General features: G+C 52.4%; 6 protein-coding genes. All 6 read right to left on the reverse strand.

Annotated elements, in window-relative coordinates; all coding sequences use genetic code 11:
- Positions 1–6 precede the first annotated feature (6 nt).
- The 6 genes from KO116_RS11690 to brxC all read right to left on the reverse strand — a co-directional run bounded on the left by KO116_RS11690 (position 7) and on the right by brxC (position 15001).
- Positions 7–2097, reverse strand: a complete 2091-nt coding sequence (locus tag KO116_RS11690; protein WP_035558497.1) for an ATP-binding protein — start codon at positions 2095–2097, stop codon at positions 7–9.
- Complete coding sequence (locus KO116_RS11695; RefSeq protein WP_035558500.1) at positions 2094–3461, reverse strand: SIR2 family protein; 1368 nt, start codon at positions 3459–3461, stop codon at positions 2094–2096. Before KO116_RS11695 ends, KO116_RS11690 begins: the two co-directional genes overlap by 4 nt.
- 44 nt (positions 3462–3505) lie before the next feature.
- Positions 3506–7210 (reverse strand): BREX-1 system adenine-specific DNA-methyltransferase PglX, encoded by a 3705-nt coding sequence (pglX, locus tag KO116_RS11700; RefSeq protein WP_035558502.1) that lies wholly within the window; start codon positions 7208–7210, stop codon positions 3506–3508.
- 372 nt (positions 7211–7582) lie between these two features.
- Positions 7583–9133, reverse strand: a complete 1551-nt coding sequence (locus tag KO116_RS11705) for a DNA-processing protein DprA (protein WP_035558505.1) — start codon at positions 9131–9133, stop codon at positions 7583–7585.
- Entirely contained in the window at positions 9133–11256 is a 2124-nt protein-coding gene (locus tag KO116_RS11710; protein ID WP_035558506.1) for a RecQ family ATP-dependent DNA helicase, read from the reverse strand. Before KO116_RS11710 ends, KO116_RS11705 begins: the two co-directional genes overlap by 1 nt.
- Positions 11257–11290: 34 nt before the next feature.
- Complete coding sequence (gene brxC, locus KO116_RS11715) at positions 11291–15001, reverse strand: BREX system P-loop protein BrxC (protein ID WP_035558509.1); 3711 nt, start codon at positions 14999–15001, stop codon at positions 11291–11293.
- Between the last annotated feature and the right edge of the window lie 84 nt (positions 15002–15085).

Here is a 15085-nt window from a genome sequence, read left to right on the forward strand (position 1 = left end):
TTAGCTCTAGCTACTCTCACCATTATCGTTTCGTTCCTGCCAGTCCCTTGAGATCGAATCCCAATCCACTGGTCGCTGGATATCTTGATAGCTACCGTCCTCAAGCTCTTCAGATCCAGACCAAACATTCCAAAAATCTGGATCCTCGGAGGTTGGCCGCTCAGATTCTGCAAGGGAATTCATTTGCACAAGCACAGGCAACTCCGAAGCCCAACCCATCAAAATCGCATGGCGTGAGGGTAGAGACGGAAGGTCTCTCAAAAGGCCTCGAAGATTGTCTGGTACCAAACGATGCACCAGCTCTTGGTCTCTGTCGTTGCTAATGCGATGGAGGAGGAAACTATTACATTGAGATAAAACAGTCGGTGATAGCTCACTGGGCCGTTGCGAGGAAAGCACTAACCCCAGGCCATACTTTCTACCTTCTCTAGCAATCTTCTCGAAGACTTGACAGCAAATGGCAGCAGAGCTCTGGTTCTCTATATCAGCGTTGTACCGTTTTATGAAGGTATGAGCTTCCTCCATAACCAAGGCTGTAGGTAAGATTTTTCCGTGATTATTCTTTCGGTACCGCTGCAAGGCTTCCAGCGTCATCCTTGCAATTACAGCAGTAACCAAATGCACAACTTCTACCGGTAGTAAAGACAGATCTATAACTGTTATCGAGCCATTGGCTGCGTTACTCGCGCCAATATAATTTTCCAACCAATCGGTCAGAGAGAGTCCATCTGTCTCTCCAGAGACTGACTTCATCCGACTATCCCCGAGAAGTGTTCTCACTCGCATGAGCATCGTTTCCACATAGTCAGAAACATTTAATTGCTCAGCGTTTACCTCCAGACTTCGCAAAAAATCCGCCCCCGAGAACTCGCGTGGGACATCTGCATCTATAGGAAGAATATCCGTATCACTCCCACCAAATACAGAATGGGCAGCTTTTGTTTGGTTCAGTAATTCGTCTATCTCAGCTTTCGTGAAAGGTCCGGGCCAATCAGCACGACGAGCTGTACGATACTCGTTAATCAAGCCATATAAGCCTCTAATGCATTTATTCTCATTCGCCGAGTAGTCATTAGATCTTTTGAGCGCGTCCTGCCAACTTGCAAGTCTCTCGACAAATCCCTTAACCGGACCCGGACCTGACCACGGCCGCCCCGTAGATTTCTCTTGTTGAATGATTCCAACTAGCGTTCGTAGATATCTACGCATTTCATTGCTTGGGGTTACATTGTGTTCAAAAGACCCATCTCTCACTGAGCGGAGCGCTTGTACTAAGGTTGGCCTTTGCGCTCTTGGGCTAGCCTGGGTAAACGCGCTCCATTCTTCACTATTCCAAAACCACATTGGCACCTTAAGTGCCTGAACTCCTTGTTCTTCATCCCCCTCCACAGAAAAAATACGAACGTTTCCGAGATCTTTAAAGGTATTTGCATACTCACCGTTGGGATCCAGAACAATGAACCTTGCGTTCGGGTCACCTCCTTCTCGGGCCTTTCTTGCAGCCTGGAGCGACCAACGGATGAGCCCTGCTACGGAGCAGGACTTACCGCTACCAGTATTGCCCAAAACGGCCAAATGTCTCCCAAACAAACGATCAGGATCAACGCATACCGAGGCGTTTGCGGCCAACGGGCTCACTCCGATCTTCACATGCTTGTTTGTTCCGGACTCAACAATCGATCTGAGTTGATTTTGTGTGGGAAGCAGGACTGGGCTTCCAACTGTGGGATAGGAATCGACACCACGTCGAAATGAAAACTTGTCTTCGTCCTCCTGGAGTAACGAACCAATCGGATTCAGGCTCATTTTCCGCAGCGGGTACGGGAGATCGATCAAACCAAAATCTTGCATGCCCTGGCGTTTGGGAAATTGAGATCTTTCGACTGTTATCCACTCGACTTGGGCAACGAGGTAGCCCTCATCGCTGGGAATCAAAACGTATCCATTTATTCTCGGGAAAGGCCTAGGCGTGCCCGTGTTCAGGGCAACGTTGTCCGGAGCCTCGATATCGAGCAAGACCTTAATCTCATCCGGAGCGACAAAATCGATGGTTCCGATCCTCAGAGAGTCCGCATAGGCCATAGGGCTCATACTCATGGTTGCTCCCCCCCGGAATCACCTCCCTCTTCATCACGGTCTGGTGTTTGCTGCTCAGAGTTGAAACGTTGACGCAATAACTCTGACATTCTGGATGTCGTCTTATCGATGGCCGCTTTTGGTAGAAAATATTTTGTGAGGTTCTGGATGTCGGCCAAGCCAGAACCAACCATCAGGCTAATCTGCGATGATCGGCCAAGATCGTCATAGGTCTTGGTGATGCGGCCAAGATTATCCTCACGCGAAATGATGACAAGATGCGTTGACGGTATGGAGAGCATATCGCGAATCACGCGGTTGATATGCTCGTCCCCGAAGCTGTATCCGTAAGTCACAAGCGTGCTATTAGGCCTGCAGATTGCAGCCGCAAAATCGCGAAATAACTCAACGTAGGGATAGTCAGCCGTTTCTCTATCTTTCGCGGAGTTCGGATAGATCATCAATTTGTTCGCGTCTACACCCTGCAAACCGGGCGCACCCAGGTATGGCTTAATCTGTTCAGCACCAAACGGTAACCCAATACGCCGGATATCCTGCTCGGCTTGAATCCAATCCACGGAGCCATGGAGTTTTGTAAAACGTGCCACACCCTCCAGGTATCTTGGCTCACCCCGAATACCAGGGGGATTGTAGTGCATGTCCAGATCGAGCCGAGAGGACCTAAAAACGGGCATCAGGTTTCCAAGAAATCTGTCGAGCAAATGGAGGCCAGCGACCTCTGCACCTGCCTCAATCAGCCGATCGTAATTGGTTGTAAAAATATTTAACCGATCACGAACGCCGATCCGGCTGGCAAAGCTCATCAAAAAAGTGATAAGTGTATTCCAAGCCTCCTGTCTTTCACGCTCTCCAGCCTCAGCAATATTCCGCTCGCTCTGAAGGATTGAAAGCCCAAAATCACCAATTATTGTTTCAAGGTCAGTCCGTACAGCTTCGGCATCAGTAGTCTTCCCAAGAATTTCTAAGCCTCGAAGAAGTTCATTTGCTACACGTAGCTGATCTTCAATATTCGCCTGATCTCGCCCAGACCGTTCAGCAGACTCCTGTGCAGCGTTCTTGATTTCTTTATCTGAGAACATGAAATCAACACTGCTCATGCCAGCGGCTGGTTTTCCAGCAGCAATGAAATGAATCGCGTGGGTCAAGCCAGAACCAGCAAGTAGAGAAAGATGTTCCGTTTGAAACAACGATGTCAGCCATGGCTCGATACGAGATCGAAGCTCCTTGTAGCCAAACTCCCCGGAGTTCAGCCAAGATGTTTCAGAAAAGGTTTCACACTGAAATCTGCCGACGGAGGGATCACCTTCAAATTTGATAGGAGATGCATCATCCCTGACTTTTAGTATGTGTTTTTCAGTACTCATTCCACCTCTCCCTTATAATTGAGTCACTGCCCTTAACCCGAATTTTACTGAGCCTTTTCTCCCGTCACCGCCTTCACTTCCGCCAACAAATCCCCAAACTTCCCATAATTCACCTTCACCCCATCATCCAGATCCAGCGAGATACGCTGGTCGGCATAGTGACGCAGCTTCTCGTCAAAGGTGTTGAGTTCGGCTTGCTGTTTGTAGAGTTTGCTCAGCTCTTTCTCGATTGCTTTCGCTTCGGCGGCGGAAGTGCTGGCGTCTTTGTCTTGCTCTAGCTTTTCCACGTAGCTGGCGAGCTTGGTGGTGAGCGGGATGACGTAGTCGGTGCGCATCTCGGCCAAGGTGCTTTCGTTGTAGCGGTGCAGGTAGACCAGGCACTCGAAGGCTTTCTGCTTGCCGGTGGAGAACAGCCAGTAGATGGGGCGTTTTTTGTAGGTGCGCAGGTGGTCTTTAAAGAACTGGGTGCTGAGGTAGCGTCGGATAGTCTCTAACGCAGCTTCGCCCTTCTTGGGTTTGATGGCGTGTAGGCAGAGGCTTTCGGCTACGAAATCGAGATTTTCTTGCAGGTGCTCCTCGCCCCACACAGTTCGCACGAAGTCCCGGAAACGGTTGGTGGCGTCGTCGGGGAACCACTCCTGATCGGTGAGCGGGATGATGGCGTTGTCATCCGGGGCAAAGCTGGGGACGGGGATCTGGGCGAGGTAGTCGCGGACGGCTTCGCCTTGGCTAGCGAGAACCAGGCCGGGCTTGTCCAGCGAGTAGCGGCCCATCATGCAGCCGATGGCGTAGCTAACCAGCTCCTTGAGGGTGTCACACTGGAGCAAGGTTTCCAGCTCTTCTTCGCTGCGGTTACCTCCATAGCGATAATGTGGATTAACCCGGAGCGTAATGTCATTAAGCTCAACATTAGGAACTAACTCATCATGAAGCCCATACGCCTCAATAAATTTTAAATTTATGGACTCTTCCAGAGACATGACTTCTAAGACTAAGCTTGACCAAAAGCGGGTAATTATTTTGTAAATTTCTATTAAAGAAAAAACTTGCCTATTGCAAGCCAATAAATGTAATTCACTAAAGCTCCATGAGCCCTCATGAGAGTCCCAATCTTTCCTAGAAACCTCAATACACCTCTCAGCTTGAAAACTAATGTCTGGAAAGACTGATGGAACAGGTATTCGTGCAATATCCCCCTTATTAAAAGACATTGTCTGACTTATGAATGATAAAAAATACGAAGAAGTCTTACTACATGCTAGAGCTGTTAGATCAACCGCACTAAACTCTTCTCTACGTGGGAAAGCAGACTGTCCCGTATCATCAAATATAAAACCAGTTGGCATATATCGAGGAGAGAACTTACCCGAACTTATCTTTCCCCAAGTAAGCCCTTCTTTAAAGTAATTATGTCGACTTCTTGGGCTTGCCTTCAACCTTCCATCAGGTGCAGAGAATTCGCAAATTTCTTGACCGTCTTTATACCAGTCGACGACTGTATCTTGGTTTCCGTACCATTTTTTAAAGCTGCCTCCGCTACTGCAGGGAAACCATTTACAGCCACTTTTTAGAGCCTCCTCACGACTTCTAAATTCAAGGCCGAGACTTTTGAGAGAAACCTCAGCCCATTCCCTTTGGAATTTTTCATTATCCCCGGTGGTTAGCCCTGCCCTGCAGTCTGCCAGGCTTTCAAGCGGCTTGAGTTCTCCAAAATTATTCAAGGTTTGAGGCGTTGCCGAATAGATTACTGGACTCCCCGGAATCTTCTTAAAATCATCCGGCTTGGCATCATAGAACCAGCCACAGTCGCGGTTCTGAATGGCTTCTAGCAGTGCGCTTTTCTTCTCGGCTTCGGATTTACCCTCCACCAGCCGTATATAGGTGCCCTGATACTCCGGTTTGGCGATTTTCTCCATCACAAAGGCAGTGGCGGAGACAACTTCGCCGCTGATGCTGTCAAAGGCTCTGCCGCCCAAATGCGCCATGGTGATAATGGTGGTGTTATCCAGCAGCCAATCGCGCAGCTTTTCGTAGCTGGAAAGAAACATCCATGACTGCATATTGATCTGGGCGTTATAGCCCTGCGGTGCCAGCAGGCTAAACCCATGCTCCATAAAAATCGCGAACAGATCTGACTTGCTGTTGGGGTAGGCATTTTTGGCGTAACCCTTCAGCGCCTTGTTCATGCCTTTACTGCCCATATACGGCGGGTTGGCAATCACGGCGTCATAGCGTTGGGCCAATACCCAAGCCTGTTGTATCACCGGCACCAGCCGCTGAGCGGCGGCCTTTTGCATCATATCGCCGCTGTTGGTGAGTTCGCTCAGCTCTTCTAGCAGTGCTTTCAGCTTTGTTTCCCATTCATTGGGCACTTCAATCAGCGAGCCGAAGGTTTTGGCATCCTGAAAGCGCTCGATTAAGTCGGCCATCAGCTTGTAAGTGGCGTCGTTGCTGGAAAGCTCCTTCTGCTCGTTATCAAACAGGCTTTGAGATTGGCCCTGGTGCCAGTCGCCGGTCAGGTTCAGGTCGCGCCATAGGGTATTGGCATCCAGGTGTTGGCTGCTCTGCATGGCCAGCACGTTTAGGCGCACGTTGCGGGTTAAAATGCGGCGGTCGTCTTCGCGGGCTTTCATCAGCAGCGCAAAACCCGCCAGTTGGGCGGCGCGGTCGTCGATATCCAGGCCGAACAAGTTGTTTTCTAGGATCAGTTTGGGGATGTCGCGGGTGCGGTAGCCGCGCTCTTCGTAGATGGCCTTCAGAATGTTATAGGCTTCCACCAAAATATGGCCGGAGCCGCAAGCAGGGTCGAGTACCTTGATGGTTTCGGGGTCGATGCTGGCCGGGGTGATGGCGTCCAGTTGTGCCTGCACCTCAGGCTCCTGCTCGGCGGGCTCAATGTAGTAAGGCATCTGGCCTTTGAGTGGCGAGGCCGGGTAGGTTTGCAGCCACTGGCGGCCTACCGAGTTCTGCACCAAGTATTGAACGATCCAGTTGGGGGTGAACAGCTGGGTGGCAGCGGGAATGTCTTCGCTCTTCACCACCTTGCCGATCACCTGATCTTTTTTCTCGCTGATGTAGAACTGGTAGAGCCAGCCGATCACTTCTACATCCTGCCAGTCTTCCTCTGGAATGGCTTCCACCAGCTCGCGGATTAGCGAATCTGTTTTGGTCAGGTTGTTGGGCAGCAGCAGCTCGCTGGCGTCGTCCAACGGCTCGAACAGGAACGGCATAGCGTCATGCAGGGCGTGGCACTGGGCCAGCAGCAGCTCGCGGTAGAGGGTTTCATCTTGAGTGCCGTCGAGCTTTAACTCGCGCACGCGGGCGGTGTCCAACCCTGGCAGGTCTACCTCTAAGCACTCATCCAGAAGTTGGTATTGCCCGGCCTCGCCCCCTGCCCCGCTCAGCACGCGGCGGCCGTGGCCTAGGTAGCCGTGAATTTCCATATAGCGAATGGCGCACAGGCGGTTGAACCAACTATGGGCGGCCTGCTCTATCGCTTGGGTAAAGCCATCGCGCTGCACCCACGCGGCCAGCGCTTCCCGTGCGCGCTTTAGGTGGGCAGGTACGGTATGGGTTTGGCCGTCCTGAGCGGTCATCACCAACACATCGCCCTTTTGCTCCAAGGGGGCAATGACAGCACCGCCTTTGCCATCTGGGCTAATGCCCACACGGGCCGCCTGGCGCTTCATGGTGTCGATAAAGCGGGCGCGGGCTTTGGGGGCGCATTTTTTGATGTTGGCGGTGTTCATGGTGAATTCCTTATCGGGCCGCCTGCGTGGCTTGGCCGAGGTGTTCTGGTTTTTCTGTACGTGACTAGTCTAGGCTTGCTAGCCATCTACTGAACTGACGCTAGCCGTACTATGGCCGTGACTCTGGCCGTACTATGGCCGTGACTCTGGCCGTACTATGGCCGTGACTCTGGCCGAAGTGCTTACTGGATCGGTGGCTGGGTCAGTGACCCAGTGGTCGCTTCACACGAAATGACTGGTTTTCAAAGACAGAAAGCTTCCGTTTGGCAACTAGGTCTTTTTATGTGTTATCAAGGCTTGTATCTGTAAGATGTGGCGATCATGCATAGAAAATGTGGACGCTGAAATAATGTCCAAGGCGTTCAACCTCGTCTACTTACTTGGTTCCACTGGAATCGCACGATACTTCACCGGACGAGCTAGCTTTTCCACCTTTCCTGCTCCTACGGCCTGCTTCAGCCATGTGGTTACCTGTGTCTTGTGCAAGCCGGTTTCGGCGGTAATCTCGTCAACTGTCATGGGACTTTTTGCAAGTCGTTGCATCTCGTTCAGGAACAGCTGATAGAAATCGATCTGCTCAAAACGGCAGGGGTCGGCACCAATTCTATGAGCGGCAGGGTCAGCTAGTGGTTCATCCGGCTCCATCGTGTAGTTGGACTCGTACGTGGCTTGTTCAGGCACAACTGCTGATGTGGTCTCTTCTGCCTTTTCATTGTTGGCGGTGTTTCCACCAAACAAGTCTGGTTGAGGAGCCTTGACCGACTTTGAGGACACCTTCCGATCAGTATCTTCGGAAGTAGTGGGTGGCTTAGGCTCACTGTTTGCAAGTTCATACTGGATATCGTTTGCGTCAGCGACATCGCTCTGGGCCTTGTCTTCTTCACTTTCATTGGTCTCGATATCGTTGTTGATATCAGGTTCACGAGTGTTGATATCAGGTTCACGAGACGAGACAGTATTCGGCTGATCAGGCATTTGCTGAGAGGAGTGCGTTGCGGCAGTAGTAAACATCGATCCTATGTCTAGTTGCTCAATATTCTCTTCGCACCAGACGCCACCAGCCTTTACCAGCGCATGGTTTCCGGCTTCAAGGTCTTTCGTGGGCTTGACCCAAAGCGGCACCCAGCCCTTCTTCAAATTCTCTTCAGCACCCGCCTTGGTACCACCACTGCTGCCGGAGTGCACTACCACTGCGGCATCTGCCAAGCAGTAAATGTACTTGTTGCGTCCCATGGCATTGCCGGTATGGAAACTCGCTTCCGGATAATAAGGGGAAACTAGCACCAAACCACCACTCATTAGGCCCTGGCGCCACTGGCTAGACGTCGCCGCCTTGAGCAAGCCTTCGCTGAGGATGCCGGTGACAGAGCCTCCTTCCTGGATTGCTCCCTGCATGGCAGCTTCGTCAATGCCACGCGCCCCACCAGATACGATTCCGACGGCTGCCTTGGCGGCTATTGCGCCGACCCTGCGAGCATAAGTTAGATCCTCATCACCTGCCTTGCGCGAGCCCACCACGGCAAGACCACTGGTGTTGAGAAGTTCAACATTACCGCAGCCGAACAATACCGGTGGAGCGGCGTGCTTCAGACGCTTTTTTAAACGCCGAGGATATCCGGAATCGGAGCGGGTAATCACCCATAGACCCGATCTCTGCCACTTTTCCAGAGACAACGCCATGCTGCTGCCACGTTGGAGCAGGGCTTGCAGACGCTCTCTTGTCACCTTGGGATGGCTCCACCCCTGGAGTATGTCGCTGCTATCTTGTACTAGCAGATCGGCTGGCGTGTGGCCCTGCTCGTGCAACCATTGCGCAAAGGCCCCCCATTCAGTGGGCGTCAAGGGTTTAATAGACCCCTTAACCGGCTTACTGAAATAGCTAGTCAGAAGCAGGGTTGCCTGAGCGGCAGTAGAAATAATCATCAATCATTCACCGAGCTAGATGCCAAAGCTACAGGGAAAACAGGCCCCGTACCGGCACGCTGTAAAAGCGCGGCGATCACGGTCATCGTCCAACCTGAGTCCACAATATCATCGACCAACAGTACAGATTCTCTTGGTAGTCTATTGGCTACTTGGAAGACGCCGTCCAGATTACGGGACTGATGGAAGCTGTTCTGTTGGCCTTTCTGGGGCTCATTGTGCCTGATCTTACGCACTGCTTCGATATAGGGTAGACCCAACCGGTTAGCTAGCCGCCATGCAAATTCCGGCACAAGATGCGGATGGTTAAAAGAAGGCACCGCGCAGACCCAACCGGGGCGAGGTTGGGGCTGCCAGCGCTGTTCGATCATCTCGGCCATGGCCTCCACCAACTCGTCACTGAATTGGCTCTGTTGCTTGCCTTGCTTGACTAGCCGGCCCCATCCCCCATCGTTCCAACGCGAGAGCACGCGCCCTTCCTGTGCCTGCAACCCCGCTACCAGGCTCCCTCTGCTTGTTTGAAAGCCATACTGCTGAAACGCATTGGCGTTAACCTGCTTTCTTGGCTTTATCGGCATCTCGGCATTGCGCTGATAAGCGGCAGCCTGATGAACCAACTGCGCATCAACATTGGTTGGCATCAGCGGATGCTCCAGGCAATTTTCGCACTTCCCACATGCTTCGCTCTGCGGGTCATCCAGAGAGAAGCGCAGGAAGTTCATCAAACAGCCCTTGGTGTTGATGTAGTCGTTGACCTGCTGCCACTCACGCTTACGAATCTCTGTCAGGTAGTGGATGCGTTGATGATCTGGCCGATAAGCTATTGGCGTACGCCTCCAGACACTGCCTTCCTTCACCACTGGAGCAGGCGATTCTACACTGAGTATTTTTAGGGTCTTTTCGATCTGGCTGCGCTTTAGGTTGGCATTCTGCTCAATGCGCGCAACGGACAAACCGTCGAACTGTGCGAGTGTATCCAGCACCGTACTGACCTCATGGTCCGAGGGAAATGCAGAGCGCCGGAAATAGTCATGAATATCGTCATCCTCGTGTCCAGCAATCAGCACGCCAAGCGCAGAGTCAATAGCCCTCCCAGCGCGGCCAACCTGCTGATAATAGGCGACGATAGAGCCAGGTGCTTGGTAGTGGATAACGAAGCTAAGATCTGGTTTGTCGTAGCCCATTCCCAACGCCCCAGTGGCTACCAGCACTTTGAGTTCATTACAGAGCAGCCGGTCTTCCAGGTACTCACGATAACGGTTTTTATCCGTTAGCCCCTGCGCCTGCAGCCATTGCGGAGGAGTAACGTCAGAATAGTAGGCGCTGGCTTCAATACCCTGGCGCTGCAGCCAGTCGGCTACTTGATCGGCATCGCGGGTCGTCAGAGTGTAAACGATACCGGTGCCTGGCAACGTTGGGATTACATTGGCCAGCCAGGCAAGTCGAGAAGCCTGATCCGGTAACGTTATCGCCTGCAGCGCTAGGCTTTCACGTCCCAGAGGGCCACGTTGAATCAGGATATCTCCTAACTGGGTGCGGATATCCTCTATGACCCTGTCATTAGCGGTAGCTGTTGTTCCTAGAACCGGAACACCAGGCGGAAGCTGCCGAAGAATTGCCACGATGCGACGATAGTCAGGCCGGAAGTCATGTCCCCAATCGGAGATACAGTGCGCTTCATCAATTACCAGTAACCCGATGTGGTCAGCAACCGGCATAAGCACGGTTCGCACGAAATTATCATTGGCTAAGCGTTCTGGTGATATCAGCAAGCAGTCAACCTGACCCGCGAACAGCGCCCTTTTTACAGCCTCTTCTTCATGACTATTCGTCGAATTGATGGTGGAGGCTCTAATACCAAGCCGTCGAGCCGACTCGATCTGGTTGCGCATCAGGGCCAGCAAAGGCGAGATGATGATGGTGACCCCGAAGCCACGGTCTCGCAAAATACGAGTGCTTATGAAGTAAACAGAACTCTTACCCCATCCAGTACGTTGAACCACCAGCAGCTTGCGGTGCTGATTGACTATTGCATCAATCGCCTCCCATTGCCCAGAGCGAAATAGAGCAGAGCTGTCATTGAGGGCTGTTTTTAGCAATTGCTCGGCGTTCTGTCTATCCATCTATGATTTCACCTTCCGTTTTAACACTTTATTATCATTTAATGCTAATACGCTTGCCTGCTAAAACCGCCCCTTCCAGCTCTTTTCTAAGCTCATCCATAAAGGCATCTACCTCGGCTTGGCTCTCCAGGTAGACACCTCTATGCACACGACTGAGCACGTCGCTTACACGCACTCGCGCCACAGGTTTGGGTGCATTCACCGTAGCGGGTGTCGTGATTGTGTGAGGTCGGTAGCCATTGCCATGCGGTGTGGTTTGTGCGGCGGCGGTGTTATCCGGTGATTTGATGGATGTTCCGGAATCCCCACCCGTGGTGCCCTCGGCTGCTGAATTAGGTGCGGGCTCAGCCTGCTGGAGCTTGGCAGCCTCGGCCTGGGCTTTATGCAGCGCATCCAGGCTCTCTTCTTCTTGCTCAACGGCCGTTTCTGTTTGCAGCTGATAGATCTGCGCGATACTAACCGACTGATTGATCGACACCTTGAGCTGCTGCAGTGGGTGCAGTAAGCGATTGCTTAGATCGGCGGTGGCAATGCCGCTCTTTTCGATCTCTGCCTTCACCTTGGCGATGCGCGTGTCGATACGGGCAATGGCGTGTTCGCGTTTTTCGGTGACCAAGCGGGTATTAATGTCGTCCAACGTGCGCACCAGGCCATCTACTTTGTTCAACATGGCGTAGGGGGCATCGGCGCGGTAAATGCGCTCACATTCGGCCAGCGCTTGCTGGGCCTCAGGGTGTTTTTCTAGCTCCAGGCGGTTCACCGCAAACCGGTTGAGCGATTGTTCTAGCTGCTGCCAGGTGGTGAGCTGCTTGGTGAAGAAGTCGCTTAGGTCGCGGTAGTCTTCTTCTAAATCGAGCAGCGTGTCTTGCTGGCTGGCCACTTCTTTAAAGAAGTCGAAACTGTCGTCTAGGCGCAGTAGGCGCTCTACTTCCAACAGTGAGCTTTCAATGGCTTTTCGCCCTGGGAAATTGCCCACGTCGGTTTTGCTTTTGTACGCTTCTAGCTCGCGGCGCCAGCGGGATAAGCGATCCACATAGTAGCTGAATAGCTCTTTTTCGCTGCCGGGGCCTAGCTGGCCAAACAGGTCTTTGGTGAGGTTGCGGGCTTTGTTCAGCACTGCATCTTCAGTTTGGCGCTTTTTCTGAATGCGTACTTCACTGCGCCGGCGGGCGTTATTAAGCAGCTCGAAAGCTTCTTTGCCGTTGAGCGCAGGGCCAGCGGTGTGGAAGGTCAAACGGCCAGCGGCGTGCAGGCGTCCTAGAATAAGCAGCGTTTCGCCTTCCGGCCAGCCGAATGGTCGGTTACTAAAACGCTCAATCAGCGGGTTAAGCGGCACGGGCTCGCCGCTGTGCAGCGAGATATACTGCTCCACCTCTTTTACTGCCTGGGCGTTGCCCTCTTCTCCGTCTAAATTAAGGTTTTGTGTACCAATATCATCTGCTGTTAACACGGCTTGCAGTTCACGCATGGGCTCTGGGTTAAGCACCGTCAGCTGGCCCAACTTGTTATAGGTGTTTTCCAGCAGGTAACGGCAGGCTTCATCCAGGCGGGTGCTTAGCTGGCTGCGATTGAGTTCCAGCTTTTGGCCGAGCGCATAGGCGTCTGCATCTAATAACATCTCTTCCAGACGAACGCGCAGGCGTTTTTTGCGCTCTTGGTTTTCCCGGCCACGGTCGGCCAAAATGCGCTCAACGCTGTGGTCGTTGGCCGATAGGTTCAAGCGGATAAACTTGTCGGTTTTTAACAGCGTGCGCAGTTCGTCGGTAAAGCGTTTATCGTCGGGTAACTTAATCAACACCTGTCCGCCGTTGTCGCCGCTTTTGTGGATGCAGCCTGCGTCGCTAAGCTGCACGTACTCCACGTCTAAGGGCGACACCACCTCTACCCTTAGCTGACTCTGGTAGCGGCCATCCAGGGTATGGCCATCCAGGTAGCGGCCAATGCTGTAGTCGGTTTTGTTCAACGGGTAGCGGTATTTGGTGCGATCACGCAGCAGGTCTTTAAAGATCAGGCTGGATAGCTCTTTGTTCTCATCGCTGCTGGTCACTTCAGTGGCTTTGATTTTGCGGGTAATGTCGCGCTCTTCATTGGTGAGGAACTGGTATTCATCGCCATTACGCGTAATCAGGCTCTCTTTTTCTAATCGCGCTAAGGTCGCGTCCAATTGCTCACGAATAGCAATCCGGTCATCGTCAATCTGGGTAAGCGAGAGCGTAACGAGGTTGTCGACCGTGCCTTTGACAAGATCCACATAGCGGATCATAAACAGCGTGCGCAGCGTTTCGACATCAAACGCCTCTAACACAGGGTTTTCGCTGGCCTGGTCGATGGTGCGTTTTACGGCCGTATCTAGGAAGCCTTCTATCGCCGTATAAAAGCAGTGCATCGGCACCAGCGCGCCAATCGATTTTTCTTGCACAGCTTTGGCAGCCATGTGGAAAGCATCAAGCATTGAGCGCTCGCCATAGGCAAGATGCGCGCCGGTGGCCCCTACCTTGCGGATCTCTTCGAAGACTTTTTGCACCAGCTGGAAGTGGTACGGCACGAAGGGATAGTTGGCGATAAAGCTATCCACGCCTTCAATATTTTTCAGCGTGGGGCCTGAGCGGTCAAAGGTCAGCTGGTTACGCAGGATGGAGCCTTTGGCTTCAAACACGCCTTCCAGCTCAGCGCGTGCCGGGTCGGTTTTCACCAGCAGGCGCTTGCGGATGACTTCGTCAGAGTTGGAACTTGAGAGCGATAAGCGGGTTTTGAAGCGCCCGGCAATTTTGGAGAAATCGTTGGCTTTTGAGGCGGTCATTTCGCCTAGCACTGCGTCCATATCTGCCTGAGACGTCACCACAATCCAGGCGCGACCACCGCAAATCGTGCCCAGGTTTTCGGTCAGTGTTTGCAGGGTCAGCATAAGGCGCGTGTCGCTGCCAATAAACTGGCCGACTTCGTCCACCATAAATACCATGCGCCGTGTGGATGATTGGGATTCCAAAAACTCTTTCACCCAGTGGCAGAAGTTTTCCACTGAAACACTAAAATTGGCTTCTGACTCTTCAAACCATTTATGGGCAGCTTCTGGGGAAAGCTCTAGAGCAACGCTAATCGCTTGCTCGATGTCATCTTGGTAGAACTGATAGCCGTCCCTCTCCTCTTCCCACGCCATGCCGCTGGCGTCATTAAACGCCTGCTTGAAAGGCTCATACACGCCCCGCTTTTCTAAGTGGCGCTCCATGTGGGCAATGTGCGGGTAATCCGAGCTAAAGCCTTGGTACTCGTTAAATACGCGCAGAAAGACGTTGAGGATGGGGTTGCCATCGTCGTTAGAGCTGGCCTTGCTGTCGATGTTGAATAGCACCACATGGGCGGGTTCGCGTACCGCGTTGGTGATATCAGCCCGTATGGAGCTGTCCACCAGCTTCTGCTCATCAAAGAAATCCGCCGCCCGCTTGGCATGGCCGTGTTCGTCGTAAGCTTCAGTGTTTTCCAGCAGATAAGAGAGCGTTTTCAAAAAGTGCGATTTACCCGACCCAAAGAAACCGCTAACCCAGACGCCTACCCGGTTGGCAATGGAGGGGTCGTCTAGCGGGGTGGTGTAGGATTCAAAAAAGGCGCGGAAGTGCTTTTCTAGTTCATTGGTGACCACGTACTCATCTAGCTCTTGGTAGATGGTTTCCTGGTCACGCTGATCAGCCTTTACAACGCCATTGATTGACCGGCTGAGCGGCTTGAGAAAAAGCTCTTGAATGCGCATAACAATCCTATCCGTGAGCCGCGTTAATCCCGCGGCTGGGTAACTTCAGCAAATAAGTGAAAACGTAACGCGACAAATGGACAG

This window comes from Halomonas sp. KO116 (assembly GCF_000734975.2).
GTDB classification, from domain to species: domain Bacteria; phylum Pseudomonadota; class Gammaproteobacteria; order Pseudomonadales; family Halomonadaceae; genus Vreelandella; species Vreelandella glaciei.

Excerpts from the sequence above, each read along its gene's own strand:
- KO116_RS11690 (WP_035558497.1), bottom strand. The coding sequence starts at position 2,097 with ATGAGTATGAGCCCTATGGCCTATGCGGACTCTCTGAGGATCGGAACC.
- KO116_RS11705 (WP_035558505.1), bottom strand. The coding sequence starts at position 9,133 with ATGATTATTTCTACTGCCGCTCAGGCAACCCTGCTTCTGACTAGCTAT.
- KO116_RS11710 (WP_035558506.1), bottom strand. The coding sequence starts at position 11,256 with ATGGATAGACAGAACGCCGAGCAATTGCTAAAAACAGCCCTCAATGAC.
- KO116_RS11695 (WP_035558500.1), bottom strand. The coding sequence starts at position 3,461 with ATGAGTACTGAAAAACACATACTAAAAGTCAGGGATGATGCATCTCCT.
- brxC (WP_035558509.1), bottom strand. The coding sequence starts at position 15,001 with ATGCGCATTCAAGAGCTTTTTCTCAAGCCGCTCAGCCGGTCAATCAAT.
- pglX (WP_035558502.1), bottom strand. The coding sequence starts at position 7,210 with ATGAACACCGCCAACATCAAAAAATGCGCCCCCAAAGCCCGCGCCCGC.